This window comes from Pseudomonas sp. IB20, assembly GCF_009707325.1.
Lineage (GTDB): Bacteria > Pseudomonadota > Gammaproteobacteria > Pseudomonadales > Pseudomonadaceae > Aquipseudomonas.
Genome location: NZ_CP046103.1, coordinates 1,708,048 through 1,732,884, shown reverse-complemented (window position 1 = coordinate 1,732,884; position 24,837 = coordinate 1,708,048). Strand labels below are relative to the sequence as shown.

The 24,837-nt window shown below is 60.2% G+C and carries 22 protein-coding genes and 1 pseudogene; 11 read left to right on the top strand and 12 right to left on the bottom strand.

Translation table 11 applies throughout. The features are described from left to right. The first annotated feature begins 4 nt into the window (after window positions 1-4). Window positions 5-3,640 carry a transporter substrate-binding domain-containing protein gene (locus tag GJU48_RS08075; protein WP_094951869.1) on the top strand — a complete coding sequence of 1,212 codons (3,636 nt, stop codon included), beginning with the start codon at window positions 5-7 and terminating at the stop codon, window positions 3,638-3,640. A 24-nt stretch (window positions 3,641-3,664) separates the two neighbouring features. Here GJU48_RS08075 and GJU48_RS08070 read toward each other — a convergent pair whose 3' ends face one another. Continuing rightward, window positions 3,665-4,147 (bottom strand): GAF domain-containing protein, encoded by a 483-nt coding sequence (locus GJU48_RS08070; protein WP_094951868.1) that lies wholly within the window; start codon window positions 4,145-4,147, stop codon window positions 3,665-3,667. Further along, window positions 4,144-5,034, bottom strand: coding sequence for an ATP-binding protein (locus tag GJU48_RS08065; protein WP_094951867.1), 891 nt, complete (start codon window positions 5,032-5,034; stop codon window positions 4,144-4,146). Before GJU48_RS08065 ends, GJU48_RS08070 begins: the two co-directional genes overlap by 4 nt. A 165-nt stretch (window positions 5,035-5,199) precedes the next feature. On the opposite strand from GJU48_RS08065, the gene GJU48_RS08060 reads away from it, so the two are divergent. Further along, the gene (locus GJU48_RS08060; protein WP_094951892.1) at window positions 5,200-7,509 is read left to right on the top strand and encodes a hybrid sensor histidine kinase/response regulator; all 2,310 of its coding nucleotides are present in this window, start codon (window positions 5,200-5,202) and stop codon (window positions 7,507-7,509) included. On the opposite strand, the gene GJU48_RS08055 is transcribed toward GJU48_RS08060, so the two are convergent. From GJU48_RS08055 to msrB, 3 genes are all read right to left on the bottom strand, one after another. Then, a complete protein-coding gene (locus GJU48_RS08055; RefSeq protein WP_094951866.1) occupies window positions 7,463-7,954 on the bottom strand; it encodes a MarR family winged helix-turn-helix transcriptional regulator in 492 nt (163 codons plus the stop codon). The genes GJU48_RS08060 and GJU48_RS08055 overlap by 47 nt on opposite strands. Beyond that, window positions 7,951-8,436: a glutathione peroxidase gene (locus tag GJU48_RS08050; protein ID WP_094951865.1), complete on the bottom strand. Its 486-nt coding sequence runs from the start codon at window positions 8,434-8,436 to the stop codon at window positions 7,951-7,953. Before GJU48_RS08050 ends, GJU48_RS08055 begins: the two co-directional genes overlap by 4 nt. Before the next feature lie 112 nt (window positions 8,437-8,548). Continuing rightward, entirely contained in the window at window positions 8,549-8,941 is a 393-nt protein-coding gene (msrB, locus tag GJU48_RS08045; protein ID WP_094951864.1) for a peptide-methionine (R)-S-oxide reductase MsrB, read from the bottom strand. 202 nt (window positions 8,942-9,143) lie between these two features. On the opposite strand from msrB, the gene GJU48_RS08040 reads away from it, so the two are divergent. Beyond that, a complete protein-coding gene (locus GJU48_RS08040; protein ID WP_017136168.1) occupies window positions 9,144-10,355 on the top strand; it encodes a pyridoxal phosphate-dependent aminotransferase in 1,212 nt (403 codons plus the stop codon). A gap of 304 nt (window positions 10,356-10,659) precedes the next feature. Further along, window positions 10,660-11,547, top strand: a complete 888-nt coding sequence (gene htpX / locus GJU48_RS08035; RefSeq protein ID WP_083359430.1) for a protease HtpX — start codon at window positions 10,660-10,662, stop codon at window positions 11,545-11,547. Window positions 11,548-11,735: 188 nt separating this feature from the next. On the opposite strand, the pseudogene GJU48_RS08030 reads toward htpX, so the two are convergent. Then, window positions 11,736-12,254, bottom strand: a pseudogene (locus GJU48_RS08030) (thiopurine S-methyltransferase); the annotation flags it as partial. Window positions 12,255-12,358: 104 nt separating this feature from the next. On the opposite strand from GJU48_RS08030, the gene GJU48_RS08025 reads away from it, so the two are divergent. Next, window positions 12,359-13,126 carry a DODA-type extradiol aromatic ring-opening family dioxygenase gene (locus GJU48_RS08025; RefSeq protein ID WP_094951862.1) on the top strand — a complete coding sequence of 256 codons (768 nt, stop codon included), beginning with the start codon at window positions 12,359-12,361 and terminating at the stop codon, window positions 13,124-13,126. Between the two features lie 383 nt (window positions 13,127-13,509). Here GJU48_RS08025 and GJU48_RS08020 read toward each other — a convergent pair whose 3' ends face one another. Then, the gene (locus GJU48_RS08020) at window positions 13,510-15,183 is read right to left on the bottom strand and encodes a DEAD/DEAH box helicase (protein ID WP_094952431.1); all 1,674 of its coding nucleotides are present in this window, start codon (window positions 15,181-15,183) and stop codon (window positions 13,510-13,512) included. 422 nt (window positions 15,184-15,605) lie between these two features. Between GJU48_RS08020 and GJU48_RS08015 the strand changes: the two genes are divergently transcribed. Next, window positions 15,606-16,397 (top strand): crotonase/enoyl-CoA hydratase family protein, encoded by a 792-nt coding sequence (locus GJU48_RS08015; RefSeq protein ID WP_094952432.1) that lies wholly within the window; start codon window positions 15,606-15,608, stop codon window positions 16,395-16,397. 19 nt (window positions 16,398-16,416) lie between these two features. Here the strand turns inward: GJU48_RS08015 and GJU48_RS08010 are convergent, their stop codons facing one another. Further along, window positions 16,417-17,172 carry a spermidine synthase gene (locus GJU48_RS08010; protein ID WP_094952433.1) on the bottom strand — a complete coding sequence of 252 codons (756 nt, stop codon included), beginning with the start codon at window positions 17,170-17,172 and terminating at the stop codon, window positions 16,417-16,419. A gap of 124 nt (window positions 17,173-17,296) precedes the next feature. Between GJU48_RS08010 and GJU48_RS08005 the strand changes: the two genes are divergently transcribed. Beyond that, on the top strand, window positions 17,297-18,643 hold the full coding sequence (locus GJU48_RS08005; RefSeq protein WP_094952434.1) for a class II 3-deoxy-7-phosphoheptulonate synthase: 1,347 nt from the start codon (window positions 17,297-17,299) through the stop codon (window positions 18,641-18,643). Between the two features lie 101 nt (window positions 18,644-18,744). Here GJU48_RS08005 and GJU48_RS08000 read toward each other — a convergent pair whose 3' ends face one another. Both GJU48_RS08000 and GJU48_RS07995 read right to left on the bottom strand, forming a co-directional pair. After that, window positions 18,745-19,965: a winged helix-turn-helix domain-containing protein gene (locus tag GJU48_RS08000; protein WP_094952435.1), complete on the bottom strand. Its 1,221-nt coding sequence runs from the start codon at window positions 19,963-19,965 to the stop codon at window positions 18,745-18,747. Window positions 19,966-20,010: 45 nt separating this feature from the next. Next, window positions 20,011-20,217 carry a DUF1127 domain-containing protein gene (locus tag GJU48_RS07995; RefSeq protein WP_256589289.1) on the bottom strand — a complete coding sequence of 69 codons (207 nt, stop codon included), beginning with the start codon at window positions 20,215-20,217 and terminating at the stop codon, window positions 20,011-20,013. A gap of 70 nt (window positions 20,218-20,287) precedes the next feature. Between GJU48_RS07995 and GJU48_RS07990 the strand changes: the two genes are divergently transcribed. Beyond that, window positions 20,288-21,169 (top strand): LysR family transcriptional regulator, encoded by an 882-nt coding sequence (locus GJU48_RS07990; RefSeq protein WP_094952437.1) that lies wholly within the window; start codon window positions 20,288-20,290, stop codon window positions 21,167-21,169. Here GJU48_RS07990 and GJU48_RS07985 read toward each other — a convergent pair. Continuing rightward, the gene (locus GJU48_RS07985) at window positions 21,159-21,908 is read right to left on the bottom strand and encodes a sulfite exporter TauE/SafE family protein (protein ID WP_094952438.1); all 750 of its coding nucleotides are present in this window, start codon (window positions 21,906-21,908) and stop codon (window positions 21,159-21,161) included. The two genes, GJU48_RS07990 and GJU48_RS07985, sit on opposite strands and share 11 nt — an antisense overlap. Before the next feature lie 108 nt (window positions 21,909-22,016). On the opposite strand from GJU48_RS07985, the gene GJU48_RS07980 reads away from it, so the two are divergent. The 3 genes from GJU48_RS07980 (at window position 22,017) to GJU48_RS07970 (ending at window position 24,182) form a co-directional block, all read left to right on the top strand. Beyond that, on the top strand, window positions 22,017-22,967 hold the full coding sequence (locus GJU48_RS07980; protein ID WP_094952439.1) for a LysR family transcriptional regulator: 951 nt from the start codon (window positions 22,017-22,019) through the stop codon (window positions 22,965-22,967). An 80-nt stretch (window positions 22,968-23,047) separates the two neighbouring features. After that, the gene (locus tag GJU48_RS07975; RefSeq protein WP_094952440.1) at window positions 23,048-23,500 is read left to right on the top strand and encodes a MarR family winged helix-turn-helix transcriptional regulator; all 453 of its coding nucleotides are present in this window, start codon (window positions 23,048-23,050) and stop codon (window positions 23,498-23,500) included. A gap of 262 nt (window positions 23,501-23,762) precedes the next feature. Beyond that, complete coding sequence (locus GJU48_RS07970) at window positions 23,763-24,182, top strand: organic hydroperoxide resistance protein (RefSeq protein WP_094952441.1); 420 nt, start codon at window positions 23,763-23,765, stop codon at window positions 24,180-24,182. A 66-nt stretch (window positions 24,183-24,248) separates the two neighbouring features. Here GJU48_RS07970 and GJU48_RS07965 read toward each other — a convergent pair whose 3' ends face one another. After that, window positions 24,249-24,821, bottom strand: coding sequence for an elongation factor P (locus GJU48_RS07965; RefSeq protein WP_003218698.1), 573 nt, complete (start codon window positions 24,819-24,821; stop codon window positions 24,249-24,251). Window positions 24,822-24,837: the final 16 nt, after the last annotated feature.

Sequence of the window (24,837 nt, the reverse complement as noted above, 5' to 3'; positions counted from 1 at the left end):
GCGGATGCCCAGGTGTATAAAGGACTATCTAATTATATTAATCGCCGGCGTGTGCTTCAGCACTGCTGTGCCCGCGAGCACTCAAGCCGGCCCGGAACACTTCACCTTATTGAGCCGTGCGGGTGCCGTTCAACTGGATCTTCAACTGGACAAGGCTCAGCGTCAGTGGCTACAGAACAAACGCGAGCTGGTGCTGGGCACCTCGGCACCTGATTACCCGCCCTTCGATCTCACCTCCAGCGGCCGTGACTATGAGGGCCTGACCGCCGATTACGCGGGGCTGCTGGCCAAAGCCCTGGCGATGCCGGTCAAGGTTGTGCGCCACCCCTCGCGAGAGGCGTCGATACATGCCCTGGAAACGGGCGAAATTGACTTGCTGGGCTCCTCCAATGGCTTTGAGGCCGCCAACTCGAACCTCATCCTGTCGCAGCCGTACGCGGTGGATCAGCCTGTACTGGTGACCCGCGAGGGCGAAACACGCAGCTTGAGCGACGGCCTGGCCGGTCTACGCTTGAGCCTGGTCTACCACTACCTGCCGCTCAACGAAGTGGAAAAGATGTACCCGCAAGCACAAATCCGCGCCTATCCCTCGTATCAAAACGCCTTGAATGCGGTGGCTTTCGATCAGGCGGATGTGTTTCTCGGCGACACCATTTCTACCCATTACATGATTAACAAGGGCTACCTGAAGAACATCCGCATGGCCAACTTCGGCAAACATGAAGCCTATGGTTTCAGCTTTGCGTTGCGCCAGGACCAACACATTCTCCTCGGTATCGTCGACTCGGTGCTGGCCGCCGTGCCCATCAACGAGCGGGACAGCATCGCCAAGCGCTGGAGCGCCGGCAGCGATATCTTGCTGACCGACAAAAAGCTGCAGTTGACGCAGCGCGAAGAGCGTTGGCTGAAAGAGCATCCGGTGGTGAACGTCGTTGTAAACGAGACCTTCGCGCCCCTGACGTTCTTCGATGCCGACGGCAACTTTCGCGGCATCACCGCAGACCTGCTGGAGCTGATCCGACTGCGTACCGGCTTGCGTTTCGAAATCCAGCGCAGTCGCGAAGTCAACGCGATGATCGAACAGGTCGTCTCCGGCAAAGCCGATATCATTGGGGCCATCGCGCCGAGTGCCGAAAGAGAAGCCCAGCTCAGTTTCAGCCGCCCCTACCTGGAAAACTCCTACGTCCTGCTGACCCGTAAAGAGCCCAACGCGCCCTCGAACCTGGAGCAGATGGCAGGCATGCGCCTGGCAATCACCGAAGGCAACCCACTGGAAAAAACCTTGCGCGAGGATTTTCCACTGATTCACCTGGTGCAAGTCAGTGACACCTTCAAGGCCTCAGAACTGCTGGCCCAGGGGAATGTAGACGGGGCGGTGAACTCGCTGGTGATCGCCAACTACTTCCTGTCCTCGCAAGTGTTCCAGGACAAGCTGCAGATCAGTTCCAGCATCGGCACCCTGCCCGCGACATTCGCCCTGGCAACGCCGCGCCGCGCCGTCGAACTGAGTTCAATCCTGGACAAGGCGCTATTGAGCATTGCGCCAGACGAAATGGGCGTGATCAACAGTCGCTGGCGCGGTTACACCGCTGCCTCCGACAGTTACTGGCGCAATTACCACCAACTGATCGCACAAATCATCATCGGTACGGGGCTGTTGTTGCTGATTTCCCTGACCTGGAACGCCTACATGCGCCGCCAGATCAAGCAACGGAAGATGGCCGAGCGCGCCCTCGGCGACCAGTTCGAATTCATGCGCGCACTGGTCAACGAAACGCCGCACCCGATCTATGTGCGTGATCGCAAGGGGCTGCTGCAAACCTGCAATGACAGTTACCTGCAGGTGTTCGACGTCAAGCGCGAAGAGGTGATCGGCAAAAGTGTTGTCCAGATGGACATGGCCCTGGAGTCGGAGGCGGCGCAGTACCACGCCGACTACCAACGGGTAGTGGTCGAAGGCAACCCGTTGATCCTTGATCGCACCCTGCATATCCAAGGTAAAAAACTGACGATCTACCATTGGATCCTGCCCTATCGCGACTCGGTCGGCGAAGTGCAAGGCATCATCGGCGGCTGGATCGACATCAGTGAGCGGCGTCAGCTGTTCGACGAACTGCGCGCCGCCAAGGAACGCGCCGACGAAGCCAATCGCGCCAAAAGTACCTTTCTCGCCACCATGAGCCATGAAATCCGCACGCCGATGAACGCCGTGATCGGTATGTTGGAGCTGACCCTCAAGCGCGCCGACCAGGGCCACCTCGATCGCCCGGCTATCGAAGTGGCCTACAACTCCGCCAAGGACCTGCTGGAGCTGATCGGCGACATCCTGGACATTGCGCGCATCGAGTCCGGCCGTCTGAGCCTGGCCCCAGAGCGCGTGAACCTGCGGGAGGTGATCGAATCGGTGGTGCGCGTCTTTGATGGCCTGGCCCGCCAGAAAACCCTCAGCCTACTACTTGAGTTCGACCCCGTTCTCGACGACACCGCCGTGCTGATCGACCCCTTGCGCTTCAAGCAGGTGCTGTCCAACCTGGTCAGCAACGCCATCAAGTTCACCGAACGCGGGCAGGTGAAAATCAAGGTACAAGTGCAAGCCACCGAGCTGCCGCAAGAAATCCAGATGAAACTGGTGGTCGAGGACACCGGCATCGGCATCAGCCGAGACGACCAGTTGCGACTGTTCGAGCCCTTTGCCCAGGCCGACAACTCCGGGCACTTAGCCAGGAGCGGCGCAGGCCTTGGGCTGGTGATCTGTCGCAGCCTGTGCGCGATGATGGGTGGGCAACTGAGCCTGAGCAGCGTGCCGATGGTCGGCACGCAGGTTCATGTCAGCCTGAAGATGACGCGCCTGCAGCCGGTCGAGGTGGTGGACGAACTCAAGTCGCAGGCGCCCACCGCCACGCCGGTCCTCAATGTGCTGGTAGTGGACGACCACCCGGCTAACCGCCTGTTGATGTGCCAGCAATTGGGTTACCTGGGGCATCAGTTCACGGCCGCCCAGCACGGCGCCGCCGGGTTCCAGGCCTGGCGCCACGAGCGCTTCGACCTGGTGATAGCCGACTGCAACATGCCCGTTATGAATGGCTACGAGTTGAGCCGCTCGATCCGTGAATACGAGCATCGAGAGCAATTGGCGCCTTGTGTGGTTCTCGGTTTCACCGCCAATGCCCAACCCGAGGAGAAACACCGCTGTGCGCAAGCGGGCATGAACGATTGCCTGTTCAAACCTATCAGCCTCACGGCACTGGAGCAGCAACTGGCGCAGATCAAGCCTCAAGCTGCGGGCTTGCTGCTGGACCTGGGCTGCCTGGACGCGTTGACCGGTGGCGATCCGCTATTGAGCCGTCGCCTGCTGGAGGAACTGTTAAGCAGCAGCCGTCAGGACCGCCAGGAACTGGTCGCCCTCCTGGCCCAACAGGCCTCGCCCGAGCAGATCATTGAGCAAGCCCACAAGATCAAGGGCGCTGCCCGGATCGTTCAGGCCGGCCCGCTGGCCGCGCAATGCGAAGCACTCGAGCAGGCCTGTGCCCGCAGCGATGATCGCGCCATGATCGAGGCGTACGTGAAGTCCCTGGAAAAACTCATGCTGGAACTGGAGAGGACGCTGCAAGTGCAACTCCATAATCTGGCCAGCCACTAACCGAGGCTGGCCCCTCCTCACTCATCAGCAGTCGGTCAAACGCAGGAAAATTGCCGCCAACTGCTCGATACCCGCCTGGTCCTGAAGGCTGAAACGGGCCAGCGACGGGCTGTCCAGGTCCAGCACGCCGATCAACACGCCGTCCTTGACCAGCGGCACCACCAGCTCGCTGTTAGACGCGCTGTCACAGGCGATATGCCCGGGGAATGCGTGAACATCTTCCACCCGCTGGGTTTGCCGCGATGCCGCTGCAGCCCCGCACACCCCACGCCCGAACGGAATGCGCACACAGGCGATCTGGCCCTGGAACGGGCCAAGCACCAGCTCTTCATTACGATTGAGGTAGAAGCCCGCCCAGTTCAGGTCGTCCAGCTGGTTGAACAGAAACGCAGAAAACTGCGCACTGTTGGCAATGAAATCGCGCTCATCGGCCAGCAGCGACTCCAACTGCGCGCACAACATGGCATAGCCGTCCAGGCCGGTGCCGGCCTGTTGTAAATCGATCATGGTTGACGCTCCAACAACTTGAGACCCACCCAGTAACGGGCGAATTGATACGCGCAACGGCCGTTGCGGTTGCCACGCCCGGTGGCCCAACGCACGGCAAGAATGTCGAGAGCTTCATCGCGCTGCCATTGCAAACCCGACTTGCTCGCCAGTTCGCCGATCCAGTGCTCGACCACCTTCAGGAAATGTTCCTGGCTAAATGGGTAAAACGACAGCCACAGGCCAAAACGGTCGGACAAGGCGATCTTGTCTTCCACCGCCTCACTGGGGTGCAACTCGCCATCCACTCGCTTCCAGTTGTCGTTGTCGCTCTGGTTTTCCGGCACCAGGTGACGACGGTTGGAGGTGGCATACAGCAACACGTTTTCCGGCGCCTGCTCCAGCGAGCCGTCCAGCACGCTCTTGAGCACGCGGTAATCGCCTTCCCCGGCCTCGAAAGACAGGTCATCACAGAACAGGATGAACCGCTGCGGCAGCTTGAGCAGTTGCTCGACCACCCGCGGCAGGTCAGCCAAGTGATCACGCTCGATTTCAATCAAGCGCAAGCCGGCCTTGGCGTGCTGGGCAAGCAGTGCGCGTACCATCGACGATTTGCCGGTACCGCGTGAGCCCCACAGCAGCGCATGGTTGGCGGGCAGGCCATCGAGAAATTGTTGGGTGTTGCGAGCCAATTGCTCGCGTTGCTTGTCTACGCCAATAAGGTCGGACAGACGCATGTCCAGGCTGACTTCCAGCGGCAGCAAAAAGCCGCTGCGGCCTTCGCGCTGCCAACGGGCGGCGAGGCAATGGTTCCAGTCGATGGCGTGGCGTGGTGCAGGTAACAGCGGTTCCAAGCGAGCAAGTACTGCATCGGCCCGCTCAAGAAAGGCATTCAATCGAGAATCCACGATTATTCCTCTGGCAAGTTCTTGCAAAAGATGGCGTATTGGCAACCCTGCGGGCAGACCGCACAAGGCTGCGTAAAAAAACGATTCATGCCGGTCAAGCCAGAGCCTGTGGATGTTCAGCTATGCTTGCCGGGCGAAGGGAAACGTAAAGTGGTTCAACACCCGATGGATATCAAGTTCGCCCACCGCTTGTCTTATAAACAAGCTCAATTGACTGTGCTGGTCGGTTTCGTCTTGGGAACCTTGCTCAGTCTGATCCAAATCGGCATTGATTATGCCAGCGAAGACGCATCCATCAACCGTGAAATACGCTCACTGATCGAAATCAGCCATAACCCTGCCTCACGTATTGCCTACAACATCGACGCCGAACTTGCCCAGGAATTGACCCTGGGCCTGCTGCACTCCCCGGCGATCATCCGTGCACAACTGGTCGACAACAATGGCGTGGTGCTGGCCGATGTCGATCGCCCGCGCAAGGAAAGCACCTACCGGCCGATCAGCGACTTTCTATTCGGCGCCAACCGTCAGTTCGAAGACCGGTTGTTCCTCAAACATATGCCCAACGATTCCCTCGGTGTGCTGCGCCTGGACGTCGACACCTACGCCTTTGGCAGCCGTTTCCTGCACCGTGCCGAGATCACCCTGCTCAACGGCTTTGCCCGCAGCCTGCTGCTGACCGGCATCCTGCTAGGCCTGTTCTACGTGATGCTGACCCAACCGCTGGTGCGCGTTATCCGGGCACTGAGCACCCGCAAGCAGGCCCATCTGGATTGTCCGCCGGGGCACGAGAACGATGAAATCGGCGTGCTGGTCAGCGTCGCCAACCAGCAGTTCGAAAACATGGAGACCGAGATCCAGCAACGCCGCCACGCCGAAGACCGCCTCACCGAATACTTGGGCCAACTGGAAGACATCGTCTCTGCGCGCACCCTAGAACTCAAGGCCAGCAACCAACGCTTGAGCCAATCCAACGATGAACTGGAGGCGGCAAAATTGACCGCCTTGGGCATGGCCCAGGCGCGAGCTGCGTTCTTGGCCAATATGAGCCACGAGATTCGCACGCCGCTCAATGGCTTGCTGGGGATGATCGCGCTGTCACTGGACAGCACGCTGAACGCCGAACAGCGCCAGCAGCTGTCCATCGCTCACGATTCGGGCAAGGTGTTGGTGGAGTTGCTCAACGACATCCTCGATCTGTCGAAATTCGACGCCGGCCAGTTGGAACTCGAGCACATTCCCTTCGACCTCGGCTCGCTGGTAGAAGACACCGCCAACCTGCTGTCGCAGAACGCCGCGCCGAGTGTCGAGTTGACCTGCCTGATCGACCCGCTCTTTCCCGCCCAGGTGATTGGCGACCCGACACGGGTACGCCAGATCGTCAGCAACCTGCTCTCCAATGCCTTGAAGTTCACCCGCTTTGGCCGCGTGGATGTACGCCTCAGCGCCCACGATGGCCGGGTGAAAGTCGAAGTGTGTGACACCGGCATCGGCATTGCCCTGGAAGCGCAGGTCAAGATATTCCAACCGTTCACCCAGGCGGGCGCGGGTATCACTCGCCAGTTTGGCGGCACGGGACTGGGGCTGGCGCTGACGCACAACCTGTGTGACGCAATGAAAGGCCGCTTGAGCATCAGCTCGGAAGTCGGCTTTGGCAGCCAGTTCTGTGCCGATCTGCCGCTGCCCACGCATTTGCCCGCAGCGCGGCAGGCGCCGCTGGCCGGTGAAGTGATTGTCATCACCAGCGCCGGCAGCGGCCTGACGGAATTGCTCACCACCTTGCTGCCCCATTGGGGGCTGGCCCCGCGTGTCTATTCCCAAGACGATGACTTGAGTGGGCAAAATCCCGACCTGCTGATCACCGATTGCCCGGAGTGCCTGTTCCGCCTGCGCCCGGCGATCAGCGCGCCGATTCTTCTGGTCACCTCGTATGGCAACTTCATGCCCAGCGAAGAAGTCGCGGCCCTGGCGCCATTGCAGCAACAGGCGCGCCCGCTGAGTCGCAACGCGCTGTACCAGATCCTGCAACGCAACTTGCGCAGCGACGCGCAACTGATCCTCGACACCCTCCAGATGGAAGCCGCGCCCTTCGCACACCGGGCGTGCATCCTGCTGGTGGAGGACAACCCGGTCAATCAGCTAGTGGCCAAGGGCATGCTCAGCAAGCTGGGGTGCGAGGTGATTGTGGCGGCCCATGGTGGCGAAGCGCTCAAGCTCCTCGAGGAACAGCGCTTCGACATGGTGTTGATGGACTGCAATATGCCGGTGATGGACGGCTATGAGGCCAGCCGGCAGATTCGTCGCAGCGGGCGCTGGCCGGACCTGCCTATCGTCGCGTTGACCGCCAACGCCTTGCCGGAGGAGCGCGAGCGTTGCCGGGCCGCCGGAATGAGTGATTACCTGGCCAAGCCGTTTCGCCGCGAAGAACTCAAGGCTTTGCTGGATCTGTGGGTGCCGCAGACGACAAGCCTTTGATCTGCGCCAGCAACTGATCGAGGCCATCGCGCAAGGCATCGGCCTGGTTCAGGTCGATGCCGCTGTCGCACAACAGCCGGGTCTTGAGGCCATGGGTTTGGTCGCGCAATTGCACGCCAGCCGGGGTCAAGCTCAAGTGCACTTCCCGCTCATCGCGCGCGCTGCGTTGGCGCCGCACCCAGGCAAGCTGTTCAAGGCGCTTGAGCAGCGGCGTCAGCGTGCCCGAATCGAGCATCAGCCGCTCCCCCAACGCCTTGACCGTAGGCTGCGGCGGGGTTGCGTCGTGCCATTCCCACAACACCAGCATCACCACGTATTGCGGGTAAGTCAGGCCCAACTGTTCGAGCATCGGTTTGTAGGCGCGTGTCACCGCCCGCGATACGGCGTAAAGCTTGAAACACAGCTGATCGTCCAAGGCCAGGGACACAGTGGGGGCGTCGATCATTTGAGCAGGGCTTCAATCTCTTGGGTCAGGTCCTGGGGCTTGGTGGTCGGGGCAAAACGCTTGACCACCTGGCCATCGCGGCCGATCAGGAACTTGGTGAAATTCCACTTGATACCTTTGGAACCCAGCAACCCAGGCGCTTGTTTTTTAAGCTGCACGAACAACGGGTGGGCCTCGCTGCCGTTGACGTCGATCTTTTTGAACAGCGGGAAGCTGACGCCGAAATTCAACTCGCAGAACTCGGAAATCGCGCCTTCGTTACCCGGCTCCTGCTTACCGAACTGGTTGCAGGGAAAACCCAGCACCACCAGGCCCTGGTCCTTGTACTGCTGCCAGAGGTGTTCAAGACCTTTGTATTGCGGGGTGAAGCCACATTTGCTGGCGGTGTTGACCACCAAAATGGCCTTGCCGGCGAAATCGGCTAAGGTCTTTTGCTCACCCTTGAGGGTGGTGCACGGGATGCTCAGCAGGTTGTCGCTCATGGCAGTGCCTCGAATAAAGGGGAAGACACAGAAAGATAGTAGGCAATTCAATTGTACGCAATTTAATTGATCGGATTGATGATGCTTACCAAGTGGGTAGGTGTTGCCTGCCCTAGCGCGGGACGAGGTCCAGGCACACCGAGTTGATGCAGTAACGCAGGCCCGTCGGCGGCGGGCCGTCCGGGAACACGTGACCCAGGTGCGCATCGCACTTGCCGCAGGTGACTTCGGTGCGGATCATGCCGTGGCTGACGTCGCGGATCTCGATCATCGCGCTGCCGGCAATGGGCGCGTAGAAGCTCGGCCAGCCGCAGCCGGAATCGAATTTGGTCTTGGAGTCGAACAGTGGCTCATTGCAGCAAATGCAGTGGTATATGCCATCTGTCTTGGTGCCATTGTACTTACCGCTGAAAGGTCGCTCGGTGCCCTTGAGACGGCACACGTTGTACTGCTCTGGATCGAGCATCGCCTTCCATTCATCAACGGTTTTCTGCAACTTTTCCATCGGTACACCTCGGCAACTGAAAAACCCTGATCTGTGTCTTTTCCATGGATCAGGCGGCACGTATGATTGCGCCTCTTCAAAACGCCAGTCTGGCACCCGCGCTATCGGCATTCAAACGTATTTATGGGTGCAGGCCTCGCAGGATTCACAGTACGGTAGTGTCCACACCGTCTGGATCGTTCATTTTCAGGATCACATCGCCATGCAGGTCAGCAAATCGAACAAGCTCGCCAACGTCTGCTACGACATTCGCGGCCCAGTGCTCAAGCACGCCAAACGCCTGGAAGAGGAAGGCCATCGCATCCTCAAGCTGAACATTGGCAACCCGGCGCCCTTTGGTTTCGAAGCGCCGGACGAAATCCTCCAGGATGTGATCCGCAACCTGCCGACCGCCCAGGGCTACAGCGACTCCAAAGGCCTGTTCAGCGCGCGTAAAGCCGTGATGCAGTACTACCAGCAAAAGCAGGTGGAAGGTGTCGGCATCGAAGACATCTACCTGGGCAATGGCGTGTCCGAGCTGATCGTGATGTCCATGCAGGCCTTGCTCAACAACGGCGACGAGGTGCTGGTGCCGGCGCCCGACTACCCGCTATGGACCGCCGCAGTGACCCTGGCCGGCGGCCACCCGGTGCACTACCTGTGCGATGAAGGTGCCGACTGGTTCCCGGACCTGGCCGACATCAAGGCCAAGATCACCCCGAACACCAAGGCCCTGGTGATCATCAACCCGAACAACCCAACCGGCGCTGTGTACTCCAAGGAAGTGCTGCTGGGCATGCTTGAACTGGCACGCCAGCACAACCTGGTGGTGTTCTCCGACGAGATCTACGACAAGATCCTCTACGATGACGCCGTGCACATCTGCACCGGCTCCCTGGCGCCGGACCTGCTGTGCCTGACCTTCAATGGCTTGTCCAAGTCCTACCGCGTGGCGGGTTTCCGCTCCGGCTGGATCGCCATCTCGGGCCCCAAGCACAACGCCCAGAGCTACATCGAAGGCATCGACATGCTGGCCAACATGCGCCTGTGTGCCAACGTGCCGAGCCAGCACGCGATCCAGACTGCGCTTGGCGGCTACCAGAGCATCAACGACCTGGTATTGCCCCAGGGCCGCCTGCTGGAACAGCGCAACCGCACCTGGGAGTTGCTCAACGCGATTCCGGGTGTCAGCTGCGTGAAACCCATGGGCGCACTGTATGCGTTCCCACGGATCGACCCGAAAGTCTGCCCGATCCTCAACGACGAGAAGTTCGTGCTCGACCTGCTGCTGTCGGAAAAGCTGCTGGTGGTGCAGGGAACGGCGTTCAACTGGCCGTGGCCGGATCACTTCCGTGTGGTGACGTTGCCGCGCGTGGATGACCTGGACATGGCCATTGGTCGCATCGGCAACTTCCTCAAGTCCTATCGCCAGTAACACATGTGACGCTGTACGACCGGCATTCGGTCGTACAGCGAGTATCTGGCAACACTTCTCTGCGCTACACCCCTCTCCCGCTATCGCTGCACACCATGGACCGGTCAGCCCCTTGCAATTACGGGACGCGAAGGCATGAGTGCAGTGACCTATGCTTGCTTTGCAGGTCGGAAAATCCCTTCAAGGCGCTTCATTCTTGCTGTAGGACACAGTTTGAAATAGTCGCTCGGTTGAATCACCCCAGGCCGCACCTTATATACCCCGCAGTACGCGACATATTAAGCATGAGGAGAATTCTACAACCATGATGCGCATCCTGCTGTTCTTGGCCACTAACCTGGCGGTCGTGCTGATTGCCAGCATCACCCTGAGCCTTTTCGGCTTCAACGGGTTCATGGCGGCCAACGGGGTTGATCTGAACCTCAATCAGCTGCTGGTCTTCTGTGCAGTCTTTGGTTTTGCCGGTTCGCTGTTCTCGCTGTTCATCTCCAAGTGGATGGCGAAGATGAGCACCAGTACCCAGGTCATCACCCAGCCACGCACCCGGCATGAGCAATGGTTGCTGCAAACCGTTGAGCAACTGTCCCGCGAGGCCGGCATCAAGATGCCTGAGGTCGGGATCTTCCCGGCCTATGAAGCCAACGCCTTTGCCACCGGCTGGAACAAGAACGACGCGCTCGTTGCGGTGAGTCAGGGCATGCTGGAACGCTTCTCCTACGATGAAGTGAAGGCAGTACTGGCCCACGAGATCGGCCACGTGGCCAACGGCGACATGGTCACCCTGGCGCTGGTACAAGGCGTGGTGAACACCTTTGTGATGTTCTTCGCGCGGATCATCGGCAACTTTGTCGACAAAGTGATCTTCAAAAACGAAGGCGGCCGTGGCATTGCCTACTTCGTGGCAACTATCTTCGCCGAAGTGGTACTGGGCTTCCTGGCCAGCGCAATCACCATGTGGTTCTCGCGCAAACGCGAGTTCCGCGCAGACGAAGCCGGTGCCCGCCTGGCCGGTACCGGGGCGATGATTGCCGCGTTGCAGCACCTGCGCTCCGAACAGGGCCTGCCGGTGCACATGCCCGACAGCCTGACCGCGTTTGGTATCAACGGTGGCATCAAGCAAGGCTTTGCACGCATGTTCATGAGCCACCCGCCGCTGGAAGAGCGGATCGACGCACTGCGTCGCCGGGGCTGATAGCTAGGCAGTGACACTGGAGGGGGCGATCTGATCGCCCCTTTTTTGTGGGTGCTTGAATCGCCATCGCGGGCAAGCCCGACGCCCACAGGGATCTGCTCAGGTTCACATAAACTGTAGACGAGGCGGTCGATGCGGGAGCCGGGCTTGCCCGCGACGGCGATAAGAGGGTCAGTACTTTGTCATCCATCATCGATCACCGCAAAGGGCGGGCCGGCCTTTTTTGTCTGGTCGTAGTCGAGGGTGATCAGCAGCCCCTTGCAACCCGATCCCAGAAGGCGGTTCAGATGCCGAGCATATTGCGCCCGCATCAACGGCGGCAACGCAATCAACGCTGCGCGGTCATAGAGCGCAGTGCAATCAGCCACTGCCTCGGCGCCCAAGGCAAAGAAGTCACCACACCACACCTCGACCAGATCAGCCTGGTACACCTTGAACACGCCTCTCTGGCTGATCCTGGGCACAAGCCCTTGCTCACTGAAGAACGCCTCCACCGCCTGCTCAGACAGCTCCACGCCCAGCACGCGATACCCGCAGCTGGCCAGCCACATCAGGTCCAGGCTTTTGCCACACAGCGGCACCAGCACCTTTGCCGCCTCCGGCAGCGTCAGTTGCGGCCAGTGGCGCTGCAAGTAGGGGTTGGCCTCGGGCAGATGAAAGCCGATCTGGTTACGTGCCCAGCGCTCTTGCCAAAACTTAGGCTCCATGGAATCACCCTGAAAATTCGATCAAAAAGCGCTAAAACTTATATTAGATTTAGATCAATGATCTGATTGAAGATGGGCCTATGTTAACGCTCAGGACCCCACTTATGCTCCCCAGCCTGTTTATCTCCCACGGTTCGCCCATGCTTGCCCTGCAACCCGGCGCCAGCGGCCCGGCGCTCAAGCGCCTGGCCGCGCAATTGCCACGGCCCAAGGCGATTGTGGTGGTGTCGGCGCACTGGGAAAGCCAGGAATTACTCGTCAGTGGCAGCGCCGCCCCGCAAACCTGGCACGACTTCGGCGGCTTCCCGCGCGAACTGTTTGCGGTGCAATACCCTGCACCGGGTAACCCGCCGTTAGCCGCTGAGATTGTCGAATTGCTCAACGCCGATGGCCTGAATGCGCGAATTGATGATCAACGCCCGTTCGACCACGGCACCTGGGTGCCGCTGTCGCTGATGTACCCAGCGGCAGATATCCCCGTGGTCCAGGTTTCCTTGCCCAGCCGTATGGGCCCTGCCCTGCAGACCCAGGTCGGGCACGCACTCGCCAGCCTGCGCGAGCAAGGCGTGCTGTTGATCGGCTCCGGCAGCATCACCCATAACCTGGGCGAGCTGAACTGGCAGGCCGGACCTGAGAGCATCGAGCCTTGGGCACGGGATTTTCGTGATTGGGTGGTGGATAAACTCGCCGCTAACGATGAAACGGCCTTGCACGATTACCGTCGCCAGGCGCCCCATGCGGTGCGCAGCCATCCCAGTGACGAGCATCTGCTGCCGCTGTACTTTGCGCGCGGCGCTGGTGGCGAATTCAGCGTGGCGCACCAAGGCTTCACCCTGGGCGCACTGGGCATGGACATCTACCGCTTCGGCTGACGGAGATCTAAAGGTGGGAGCTGGCTTGCCTGCGATAGCGGTGTATCAGTGAAAGATACGCTTACTGATGTACCGCTATCGCAGCATAGGCATCTACACAACTTTTTGTGTTGCTTTTAGCCTGCGATGGTTTGGTACTTTTGGGGCTCTTTTCCAAAAGTGACCCGCCGTAAGGGCGGAACCCATAGCAGCCGTTACCCAAATAACGGATATGCACCCCACGACAACCAAAGAATTCAACCCATAAAAAGATGTGTAGATACCTATGGCTATCGCAGGCAAACCAGCTCCCACATTTGATTGAGTGCGGCAAATGTCAGGCAAAAAAAATCCCCGAACCAGTCGGGGATTTTTTATGTGCGATCAATCAGCCCAAGGGCGAATCAATCTTCGCGGTAGCGACGCAGCTTCAGCTGCTTACCGGCAACGCGAGTGTCTTTCAGCTTGGCCAGCAGTTTTTCCAGACCGTCTTCCGGCAGCTCCACCAGGGAGAAGCTGTCACGGACCTGGATGCGACCGATGGCTTCACGAGCCAGGCCACCCTCATTGAGGATAGCACCCAGCAGGTTTTTGGCAGCGATACCATCACGCGCGCCCAGCGCGGTACGGCAGCGAGCACGGCCTTCAGCCAATGGAACCGGAGCACGACGCTCACGATCACCACGGTCTGGACGGTCGCCAGTACGCTCTGGACGATCACCGCGTGGCGCGTTGTTCGGTACCAGTGGGCGTTCTTTCTCGATGGCTGCCAGGGTCAAGGCTTGACCGTTGGTAGCTTTGCGCAGCAAGGCTGCAGCCAGGGCACGTGGGGTGCAACCGATATCGGCAGTCAGGCGGTCCAGCAGTTCGCCGTGGGTCGATTCAGCGTCAGCCACCAGTGGCGACAAGCTGTTGGTCAGTTTCTTGATGCGCGCATCCAGAACTGCCTGGGCATCCGGCAGGCGGACTTCAGCAACTTTTTGACCGGTTACACGCTCGATCACTTGCAGCATGCGGCGCTCACGTGGAGTCACCAGCAGCAGTGCGCGACCTTCGCGACCCGCACGGCCGGTACGGCCGATACGGTGAACGTAGGACTCTGGATCGTAAGGCATGTCAACGTTGAACACGTGGGTGATACGTGGAACGTCGAGGCCACGAGCAGCAACGTCGGTCGCTACAACGATGTCCAGACGGCCATCCTTGAGGGAGTCGATCACGCGCTCACGTTGGTTCTGGGCGATGTCACCGTTCAGCGCAGCGGCTTTGTAGCCTTTGGCTTCCAGGGCACTGGCCAGGTCCAGGGTCGCTTGCTTGGTGCGCACGAACATGATCAGGGCGTCGAAGTCTTCGACTTCCAACAGGCTCAATACAGCCGAGGTCTTCTGGTCAGCGTGAACCAACAGGTGAGCCTGTTCGATCGCGGTAACGGTCTGAGTCTTGGTCTGGATTTTCACGTGTTGCGGATCGCGCAGATGGCGTTCGGCAATGGCACGGATCGACTGTGGCAGGGTAGCCGAGAACAGTACGGTCTGACGGGTTGCTGGCAGCGCCTTGAAGATGACTTCCAGGTCGTCCATGAAGCCCAGCTTCAACATTTCGTCAGCTTCGTCCAGAACCAGGTGGTTCACGGTCGACAGTACTTTTTCGTCGCGACGCAGGTGGTCGCACAGACGGCCCGGAGTGGCGACAACGATCTGTGCGCCGTTACGGATTGCTTTCAGTTGTGGGCCCATAGGCGCGCCGCCGTAAACGGCCACAACGGTTACGCCTGGCATTTGCTTGGCGTAGGTTTCGAAAGCGGTTGCTACTTGCAGCGCCAACTCACGGGTTGGCGCCAGGATCAGGGCTTGCGGCTCGCGCTTGGCAGGATCGATGCAGTGCAGGATAGGCAGGGCGAACGCGGCGGTTTTACCGGTACCGGTTTGCGCCTGGCCAATCATGTCTTGGCCGGCCATGATGATCGGGATCGATTGCTGCTGAATAGCCGAAGGTTCTTCGTAGCCAGTCGCGATGACGGCAGCAAGAATGTTCGGGTTAAGATTAAAAGCGGCGAAGCCGCCGGTTTCCTGGGTCATGGGTCTGCCTCTAAGTGCATCCGCAAAGACCCATGCTCCAAAGCTGCGCATGCCGTGTTGAGACTCAAGAGTCGCCCTGGCTGCTTTGTCGGCGGGGATTTGCGAAAACGAATGAATGAAAAAGATTCGTCAAGGGAGAGTCCGCTGTACGGACGTGCAGCCGAAGCTGACTTCGGGGAATTGCGCTACCTAAACGCGGCCCGGTTAAAGGCCGGCGCGCACTATACCGGAAATAGCTGAAAAAGGGAGCTTTTTTTATAGAAAAGCACCGATAAACCGCGCTGCATCAAAGCCTTTGCGGATAGCTGCGCCAGGGGCTATTTTTCAAAGGCCCGGCCCTGTTGTTCATAACGCTTAAACGGTTCACCTGTCGAACAAGACCTTTAGTCTGAAACTCAACCCAAGCCCTGAGGGCGCACCCGATGAATCAAGCCAGCAGCAGTCGCGTCAGCCGTGAATTACAGGGCCATGTCTTGCTGTTAGGCCTGGACCGGGTCGCCAAGCGCAATGCCTTTGACCTGGACCTGCTCAATGAGCTGAGCCTGGCTTATGGTGAATTTGATCGAAACGATGAGGCGCGGGTGGCCGTGGTGTTTGCCCACGGCGATCACTTTACCGCAGGGTTGGACCTGGCCAATGTCAGCGCCGTGATGTCGGGAGGCTGGCAACCGCCGCTGGGCGGCTGCGATCCGTGGGGCGTGTTCGCCGGGCCCAGGGTCAGCAAACCGGTGATCGTCGCCGCCCAAGGTTACTGCCTGACCATCGGCATCGAGTTGATGCTGGCGGCGGACATCAACCTCTGCGCGAGCAACACGCGCTTTGCGCAGATGGAGGTGCAGCGTGGGATCTTCCCATTCGGCGGCGCGACGTTGCGCTTCCATCAGGTGGCCGGCTGGGGCAGTGCGATGCGCTGGTTGCTCACCGGCGATGAATTTGATGCACACGAGGCGCTGCGTCTGGGCCTGGTGCAGGAAGTGATGGCCAGCGAAGACTTGCTGCCCCGCGCCATTGAACTGGCCAGCCGTATTGCCCGCCAGGCGCCGCTGGGTGTGCAGGCGACGCTGATGTCGGCACGCCTGGCGCGCATGGAAGGCGAAGCCGTCGCGGCGCCAGGGTTGCAAGCGGTGGTGGAGAAGCTGCTCAACAGTGAAGATGCCAAAGAGGGCGTGCGGGCGATGGTTGAGAAGCGGCCGGGGGTGTTCAAAGGTATCTGACAGGCTGTGCGCACGGCAACTAAGTGGCCGGCCGAATAGCCTTGATCAACGCCTGCAACGAGTACCCCAACTGCGGCGCCAAGGCTTCTGCGCGCGCCGTTAGCGCCCCCAGGTCCAACTCCTGATCCAACTCCGAAGGCACCAACAAAATCACATTGCCCTCCTTCACCGGCAGCTCCCAGTAATGGCGGTGATACAACCCACGCAGCAGCGCCGCCCCCAGCGGTTTGCCATCGTCGGTGGCCCACTGGTTGATCACCAGCCAACCGCCGGGGTTGAGTTTCTTCTGGCAGTTTTCCAGGAAGGTCCAGGCCAGATGGCCGACGCCGGGGCCGACATCCGTATACAGGTCGACGAAAATCAGGTCGGCCGATTCAGCGCTGTCGAGCAATTGCAGCGCGTCGCCAATGCGGATGTACAAGCGGGGGTCGTCATCCAGCCCCAGGTATTCAATGGCCAGGCGCGGCACATCCGGGCGCAGTTCAATGGCTTCGACGTCTTCCAGCGGCAGGAACTTGAGGCACGCCTGGGTCAACGTTCCGGCGCCCAGGCCAAGGAACAGCGCGCTCTCCGGTTGCTCATGGCACAACGCGCCAACCAACATGGCGCGGGTGTAGTCGTATTCCAGCCAGCTCGGGTCGGCGGTAAATACGCAGCTTTGCTCGATGGCGTCGCCAAACTCGAGAAAGCGGTAATCCGCCACTTCGAGCACACGGATCATGCCGAAATCATCATGGACTTCAGCCAGCAGGCGCTCGACACGCTCCTCGGTCATCACTACTCCTAAAGGGTTTACCGTACGGCAAAGGCGCGATTGTCGGCCAACCAGCGGCAACAGGTCACGCACTAATTGCTGATAACATTGGCGCCCGACCGTCAATCAACCAATCGAGTTCATGATGAGCCAACCCTGGAGCCCCGACAGCTGGCGCGCCCTGCCGATCCAGCAACAACCCCAGTACCCGGACGCTGCACACTTGCTGCAAGTGGAGCAGAACCTGGCCAGCTACCCGCCGCTGGTGTTTGCTGGGGAAGCCCGCGAGTTGCGCCGTCAATTTGCCGAAGTGACCCAGGGCCGCGCGTTCCTGCTGCAAGGCGGTGACTGTGCCGAGAGCTTTGCCGAGTTCTCCGCCGCGAAAATCCGCGACACCTTCAAAGTGCTGTTGCAGATGGCGATCGTGATGACCTTCGCCGCCGGCTGCCCGGTGGTGAAAGTCGGGCGCATGGCCGGCCAGTTTGCCAAGCCGCGCTCGGCCAATGATGAAACCATCGACGGCATCACCCTGCCCGCCTACCGTGGCGACATCGTCAACGGCATTGGTTTCGACGAGAAAAGCCGCGTGCCGGACCCGGACCGCCTGCTGCAGTCCTATCACCAGTCCACGGCCACGCTCAATTTGCTGCGCGCGTTTGCCCAAGGCGGTTTCGCCGACCTGCACCAAGTGCACAAGTGGAACCTGGACTTCATCGCCAACTCCGCACTGGCCGAGAAATACAGCCAACTGGCCAACCGCATCGATGAAACCCTGGCGTTCATGCGCGCCTGCGGCATGGACAGCTCGCCGCAACTGCGCGAAACCAGCTTTTTCACCGCCCACGAAGCACTGCTGCTCAACTACGAGCAAGCCTTCGTGCGCCGCGACAGCCTGACCAACGATTACTACGACTGCTCCGCGCACATGCTCTGGATCGGCGACCGCACCCGTCAGCTGGACGGTGCCCACGTTGAATTCCTGCGCGGGGTGAACAACCCGATCGGCGTCAAGGTCGGCCCAAGCATGAACCCCGACGACCTGATCCGCTTGATCGACATCCTCAACCCGGACAACGACCCCGGCCGCCTCAACCTGATCGCACGCATGGGCGCCGGCAAGGTGGGCGACCACCTGCCCAACCTGATCCGCGCCGTGCAGCGTGAGGGCAAGCAGGTGCTGTGGAGCAGCGACCCGATGCATGGCAACACCATCAAGGCCAGCAGCGGCTACAAGACCCGCGACTTTGCGCAGATCCTTGGCGAGGTGAAGGAGTTCTTCCAGGTGCACCAGGCCGAGGGCAGCTATGCCGGCGGGATTCATATCGAGATGACCGGGCAGAACGTCACCGAATGCATCGGCGGCGCGCGGCCGATCACCGAAGACGGCTTGTCGGACCGCTACCACACCCACTGCGACCCACGGATGAATGCCGATCAGTCGCTGGAACTGGCGTTTCTGATTGCCGAGACCTTGAAACAGGTTAAACGCTGAGATTTTGTGGCGAGTGAGGTTCCCGTGGCGAGTGGGCTTGCCACGACAAGCCCGCTCGCCACAAAAAAGCTAAGCCGCTCGCCACAAAAAACCGCTACAACTCATGTTTGTAGCATTGCCACTCTTAACCGAGCAGCACTGGGCCGCTGGCAATTGAGCTGCACCTGTTCCAGCCCCAGCCAATCAGCCATCTGCCGCAGGTTCAGGGCCAACGCCTGCATGCCTTCCTCATCCAGCCCCGGCTCTTCTTCGTGCACCGCGTGCACCGCCAGGCGCCCGTTGGCGCGTTCGGCACGCAGGTCCACCCGTGCAGCGATTCGCTCGTTGTGCAAAAACGGCAGCACGTAGTAGCCGTACACCCGCTTGGCTTGCGGGGTGTAGATCTCCAGCCGGTAACGGAACGCGAACAACCGCTCAGTACGGCTGCGCTCCCAGATCAACGAATCGAAGGGCGACAGTAAGGCACTGGCCGGAACCTTTCGCGGCACTTTCGGCTCGGGCAGGCAGTACGCCGGTTGTTTCCAGCCTTGCACCTGGCACGCCAGCAACTGCCCATCCTCGACCAGTTCCGCCAGGCGGCTGCGGCTGTCGGCGGGGTCCAGGCGAAAGTAATCGCGCAGGTCTTTTTCAGTACCCACGCCCAACGCGGTTGCGCTGTGCAACAGCAAGCCGCGCTGGGCGCAGGCTTCGCTCAGGGGCGCTTGCTGAAGAATGTCAGCGGGAATCACCCGCTCGGGCAAATCATACAGCCGCTCAAACCCGCGCCGCCCCGCGACCGTGACCAGCCCCGCAGCGAACAGCCATTCCAGCGCGTGCTTTTCATCACTCCAATCCCACCATGGGCCGGCGCGCTCCTCACGGGTCGATAAACTGCCCGCACCCAGCGCGCCCTGCTGCTCGACGGTCTGCAGCACGCGCTGAATGGTGGCCTGCTGCTCGCGCCCAAAACGCGCCATCTGCGAATAGATCCCCTGCCCCAGCTTGGCCCGCTCCATGCGCCAGCGCATCAACGGGTACAGCGCCATGGGCAGCAAGGAGGCCTCATGGCCCCAGTATTCAAATAACGAGCGCCGTCGCCCCTGGCTCCAGGCGGCTTGCTCAAGCATCAAAGGGGAATAATTGCCCAGGCGAGAAAACAGCGGCAGGTAATGCGAGCGCACCACGGCATTGACCGAATCGATCTGCAGCACGCCCAACCGCTCAATCAAACGATTAAGGTGCGCGGCCTTGACCAGTGCCGGCGCCTGGCGCCCGGAAAAACCCTGGGCCGCCAGTGCTATGCGTCGAGCTTGCTTGAGTGAAAAAGACAGGTCGGCGGGCATAGGTTTCTCCGTGTGGGCTCGCCGACTACCCTACTGCATCCTGGGTTACTTTCGCAGCGGGTCTTGCCAGAAATGCAGGTGACGGTCCTGCTCGACATCGCCGCGATTGAGCCCGATGTCCTTGAGCGCGTCATCACTCAAGCTCGCCAATGTCTGACGCTCATGATGCAGCGCCTGCCAACGGGCCACCCGCTGAAACAGCCCGGAAAACGGACGTTTCGCCATCAACACATAACCGTTCTGACCTTTCATCTTCTCGCCCTCCAGTGGGGATGACGAGAGTGTGTGCCTGGCCTTATGATCAATCCAACGAATGTTTCTTATGCAATACATCTCGGAGATTGATCAATTGTCCGGCTACCCCAGCATCGACACCGAAGTACTGCGCACCTTCGTCGCCATCGCCGACCAAGGCGGTTTTACCCGCGCCGGCGAGCTGGTCAACCGCACGCAATCGGCGGTGAGCATGCAGATGAAACGCCTGGAAGAAGACGTGTTGCAGCGCAAGCTGTTCGAGCGCGATGGCCGCCAGGTGCGGCTGACGCCCGAAGGTCAGGTGCTACTGGGTTATGCGCGGCGCATCCTGAAGCTGCACAGCGAAGTGTTCAACACGCTGCGCGAACCGCACATGGTCGGGTTGGTGCGCATCGGTACGCCGGACGATTACGTGATGCGTTATCTGCCGGGCATCCTCAAACGGTTTTCCAAGGCGTACCCGCTGATCCAGATCGAGATGCACTGCGAGTCTTCCACGGTGCTGATGCAGCGGCGGGACTTGGCATTGACGGTTATCAGCCGTGAACCCGGCAGTGAAATCGGCGAGCTGTTGCGCACTGATCGTATGGTGTGGGTCGCCTCGTCGTGTTTCTGCGTGGACGAGCATGAGGCCTTGCCTCTGGCGATTTCCGGCGCTGACTGCCTGTACACGAATTGGGCGCGAACGGCTCTGGACGCGGCCGGGCGCGATTATCGCATGGCTTATCACAGCTCCAACGTGGCGGCGATTCAGGCGGTGGTCAACGCTGGACTTGCAGTCATGATCAGCATGGAAAGCCTGGTCACTGAAGAGCTGCGAATACTCGGCAGCGACGAGGGCTTTCCAGCGTTGCCGTCGATGAGCCTGCGGCTGCTGCGTAACCCGTCCATGAACTCCCCCATCACCGACTGCCTGGCGGAGTACATCCTCGAAGGCTTCAAACTTTAAAGGTCAGCATCAACGCACACACGACCAGAAAGCCACAGAACAGGCCGCGTAATACCCGTTCCGGCAGCGCATGAGCGACTTTCACGCCCCAACTGATACTCAGCAGCCCACCGACCGCAAGAGGCACGCCGATCATCCAGTCCACCTCGTGGTGCCAGGCATAGGTCACGAGGGTCACGCTGGTGCTGGGCAGCGCCAACGCCAGCGACAAGCCTTGGGCGACCACTTGGGAGGTGCCGAACAGGCTCGTCAACACCGGCGTGGCAACCACCGCGCCGCCCACGCCAAACAAACCGCCCATGGAGCCGGACGCAGCACCCAGCACGCCAAGCCATGGCCAGGAATAGCGCATCTGCGCAGTCGGCGGCGCATTGGGGGTGAACATACGCACCAAGTTGTACGCCGAGAGCGTCAGCAAGAACGCGATAAAACCAATGCGCATGGCGCCGGCATCCAGGCCGACCGCCCAGATCGAACCAAGCCAGGCAAAACTGAAACCCATGACCCCCAGCGGCAACGCGTGGCGCAGTTCGATGCGGTTGCGCTGGTGGTAACGCCACAGGGCCAGCATCACATTGGGCACCACCATCACCAGCGCAGTGCCTTGCGCGAGCTGCTGGTCCAGGCCGAACAACACCCCGAGCACCGGAATCGCGATCAGCCCGCCACCAATGCCAAACAGGCCACCGACCGTGCCCAGGGCCGCGCCCAATATCAGGTACATCGCTAAATCCAACACTGCGCATCACTCCAAAAGCCCAAGCCATGCATGCTACGCAGTCGGCTCTGGTGTGGAAACGCACAGCAACGCACAATGGCTGTGCCAATCTCGCATAAGCAAGCGCCCATGAACCCGAATACCCTGACCGACCAACTGAGCCTGTTTCTCGATGTGTTGGAAACCGGCAGTTTTTCCGCGGCCGCCCGCCGCCACCCGCTGACACCGTCGGCGGTGGCACGGCGTATCGACAGCCTGGAAAGCTCGGTGGGCAGCCGCTTGTTCCAGCGCAGCACCCATGCGGTGGTGCCGACACCGGCAGGCCTGGCCTTTGCCGAGCGGGCGCGGCGGATTGTCAGCGAGTTGCAGTTGGCCCGGGCCGAGGCGGTGTCTTTGAGCCATGCGCCAGAAGGTTTGATTCGGGTGGACGCGCCGGCGGCGTTTGGTCGACGGCACTTGGCGCCGGTGATTGCCGACTTTCTGAAGGTGTACCCGGGGCTGGATGTGCACCTGCATTTGATCGATAGCTTCGTCGACATGCAGGGCGCGCACCTGGGCAAGGTCGACCTGGTGCTGCGCGCCGGGCATATCGTCGACACCCGGCTGATCGCCACACACTTGGCCAGCATCGTGCGCATCGCCTGCGCCAGCCCGGCCTACCTGAAAAGCCGTGGCACGCCGACGCATCCGCGAGAACTGAGCGAACACGATGGCCTCGACTGGGACGGCCTGGCGCCGATGTTCGCCTGGCGCTTCGAATTGGATGGGCGCCGTGCCACCTATCGCCCGCAGCGCATCCGCATGAGTGCCAATAACGCCGAAGCCTTGCTCTCCGGCGCCCTGGCCGGGCTGGGCATCGCGCATTTACCCACCTGGCTGGCCAGTGAATACTTGGTGCGCGGCGAACTGCTGCCGCTGTTTTGCGAAAACGGCCTGCCCAGCCCGGAAACCAGCGGTATCTACGCGCTGCGCCTGGAACAACAAGCCAACGCCCGCAGCCGCCTCTTGCTGGAATACCTGAAGGCGCGCTTCAGCCCCATACCGCCGTGGGACCTGGCGTTGCAAAGCGGATTGGTCTGACCCTGCGGACAGAATTATCTGGCGCATTAAACATTTGAACGCTAGATTCCAGCCCAGACACGCTTTTTCGAGGCACCGCCATGAGCAAAAATCCCGCCCCCTGCGAAAACCTGATGCTGGACAACCAGTTGTGTTTCGCCCTGCACTCCACGTCGCTGCTGATGACCAAGGTCTACAAGCCGCTGCTGCAAGCCCTCGGCCTGACCTACCCGCAGTACCTGGCCATGATGGTGCTGTGGGAAGAGGATGGCTTGACCGTCGGCGAAATCAGCAGCCGCCTGCTGACCGATCCGGGTTCGCTGACGCCGCTGCTCAAGCGCCTGGAAGCCGAAGGCCTGCTCAGCCGCACCCGCAGCCGCGAAGATGAACGCGTGGTGGTGGTGGAATTGACCGAGGCAGGCCGTGCCTTGCAGGAAAAAGCCATGGGGGTTCCGCAGTGCATCCTCGGCGCCAGCGGGCTGCAGCTGGAGCAGTTGCGTACGTTGCAAAGCGATTTGATTGCCTTGCGTAGAAATCTGCAGGCTAGCGTCTGACGCCGTAGACCCAACGCCAAATACCCAATGTGGGAGCTGGCTTGCCTGCGATCGCGGTACATGAGTCATGAATACATCGGCTGACACACCGTAATCGCAGGCAAGCCAGCGCCCACATTTGTTGGTGTGGTGTGTCAGGAGATCACTCATCGCAGAATATTTTTGTACATTTACATTGCGCACTAAACATTAGCGCTATACATTCGCCTCACCAACTACTTAGCGCGCAACTATTTAGCGCTAAAATCAAGAGGACGACACCATGCAAACTCTCTACACCGCAGTAGCCACCGCCACCGGCGGCCGTGATGGTCGTGCTGTTTCCAGCGACAATATCCTCGATGTCAAACTCTCCACCCCCAAAGAACTCGGCGGTGCCGGCGGCCAGGCCACCAACCCTGAACAACTGTTCGCTGCCGGCTACTCGGCCTGCTTTATCGGCGCGCTGAAGTTTGTCGCCAGCCAGACCCAACGCAAAATCCCGGATGACGCTTCGATCACTGCCCACGTCGGCATCGGTCAAATCCCCGGTGGTTTCGGCCTGGATATCGACCTGCACGTGAGCCTGCCGGGCCTGGCCCAGGACGACGCGCAAAGCCTGGTCGACGCCGCTCACCAAGTCTGCCCGTACTCCAACGCCACCCGTGGCAACGTCGATGTACGCCTGCACGTGACCGTCTGATTAACAGACGCCCATAAAAAAGCCCGACGCTAGGTCGGGCTTTTTTTCGTATCGGCGGGGCCAGAATTACTTCTTGGCGCGACCTTTGTACGAACCACCTTCGCGGGTGTCGATCTCGATCAGGTCGTCGATTTCGATGAAGTCAGCCACTTGCAGCTCGGTACCGTTAGCCAGCTTGGCAGGCTTCATGACCTTGCCCGAAGTGTCGCCGCGAGCGGAACCTTCGGTGTAGGCAACCTTACGCACGATAGTGGTCGGCAGCTCTACGGAAACCAGGCGGTCTTCGAAGAAGATCGCTTCGCAGACGTCTTCCATACCTTCTTCAACGAACGGCAGAACGGCTTCGATATCTTCAGCGTTCAGCTCGTACATGGTGTAGTCGGTGGTGTCCATGAACGTGTAGGTGTCGCCGCTGATGAAGGACAGGGTCGCTTCTTTGCGGTCGAGGATCACGTCGTCCAGTTTGTCATCGGCGCTGTAGACGATCTCGGTCTTGTAACCGGTCAGCAGGTTCTTCAGCTTGGTCTTCATGATTGCGCTGTTACGACCAGACTTGGTGAACTCAGCTTTCTGAACCAGCCAAGGGTCGTTTTCGAGACGGATCACTGTACCGGGTTTCAGTTCTTTACCAGTTTTCATTGCATATATCCGAAAT

What these genes read in the sequence shown, in the direction of transcription:
- GJU48_RS07970 (WP_094952441.1), top strand. Translation starts at nt 23,763, where the DNA reads ATGCAAACTCTCTACACCGCAGTAGCCACCGCCACCGGCGGCCGTGAT.
- GJU48_RS08010 (WP_094952433.1), bottom strand. Translation starts at nt 17,172, where the DNA reads ATGACCGAGGAGCGTGTCGAGCGCCTGCTGGCTGAAGTCCATGATGAT.
- htpX (WP_083359430.1), top strand. Translation starts at nt 10,660, where the DNA reads ATGATGCGCATCCTGCTGTTCTTGGCCACTAACCTGGCGGTCGTGCTG.
- GJU48_RS08055 (WP_094951866.1), bottom strand. Translation starts at nt 7,954, where the DNA reads ATGATCGACGCCCCCACTGTGTCCCTGGCCTTGGACGATCAGCTGTGT.
- GJU48_RS08025 (WP_094951862.1), top strand. Translation starts at nt 12,359, where the DNA reads ATGCTCCCCAGCCTGTTTATCTCCCACGGTTCGCCCATGCTTGCCCTG.
- GJU48_RS08040 (WP_017136168.1), top strand. Translation starts at nt 9,144, where the DNA reads ATGCAGGTCAGCAAATCGAACAAGCTCGCCAACGTCTGCTACGACATT.
- GJU48_RS08020 (WP_094952431.1), bottom strand. Translation starts at nt 15,183, where the DNA reads ATGACCCAGGAAACCGGCGGCTTCGCCGCTTTTAATCTTAACCCGAAC.
- GJU48_RS08005 (WP_094952434.1), top strand. Translation starts at nt 17,297, where the DNA reads ATGAGCCAACCCTGGAGCCCCGACAGCTGGCGCGCCCTGCCGATCCAG.
- GJU48_RS07995 (WP_256589289.1), bottom strand. Translation starts at nt 20,217, where the DNA reads ATGAAAGGTCAGAACGGTTATGTGTTGATGGCGAAACGTCCGTTTTCC.
- GJU48_RS08070 (WP_094951868.1), bottom strand. Translation starts at nt 4,147, where the DNA reads ATGATCGATTTACAACAGGCCGGCACCGGCCTGGACGGCTATGCCATG.
- GJU48_RS08050 (WP_094951865.1), bottom strand. Translation starts at nt 8,436, where the DNA reads ATGAGCGACAACCTGCTGAGCATCCCGTGCACCACCCTCAAGGGTGAG.
- GJU48_RS07975 (WP_094952440.1), top strand. Translation starts at nt 23,048, where the DNA reads ATGAGCAAAAATCCCGCCCCCTGCGAAAACCTGATGCTGGACAACCAG.
- GJU48_RS08015 (WP_094952432.1), top strand. Translation starts at nt 15,606, where the DNA reads ATGAATCAAGCCAGCAGCAGTCGCGTCAGCCGTGAATTACAGGGCCAT.
- GJU48_RS07965 (WP_003218698.1), bottom strand. Translation starts at nt 24,821, where the DNA reads ATGAAAACTGGTAAAGAACTGAAACCCGGTACAGTGATCCGTCTCGAA.
- GJU48_RS08060 (WP_094951892.1), top strand. Translation starts at nt 5,200, where the DNA reads ATGGATATCAAGTTCGCCCACCGCTTGTCTTATAAACAAGCTCAATTG.
- GJU48_RS07990 (WP_094952437.1), top strand. Translation starts at nt 20,288, where the DNA reads ATGCAATACATCTCGGAGATTGATCAATTGTCCGGCTACCCCAGCATC.
- GJU48_RS08075 (WP_094951869.1), top strand. Translation starts at nt 5, where the DNA reads ATGCCCAGGTGTATAAAGGACTATCTAATTATATTAATCGCCGGCGTG.
- GJU48_RS08000 (WP_094952435.1), bottom strand. Translation starts at nt 19,965, where the DNA reads ATGCCCGCCGACCTGTCTTTTTCACTCAAGCAAGCTCGACGCATAGCA.
- msrB (WP_094951864.1), bottom strand. Translation starts at nt 8,941, where the DNA reads ATGGAAAAGTTGCAGAAAACCGTTGATGAATGGAAGGCGATGCTCGAT.
- GJU48_RS07980 (WP_094952439.1), top strand. Translation starts at nt 22,017, where the DNA reads ATGAACCCGAATACCCTGACCGACCAACTGAGCCTGTTTCTCGATGTG.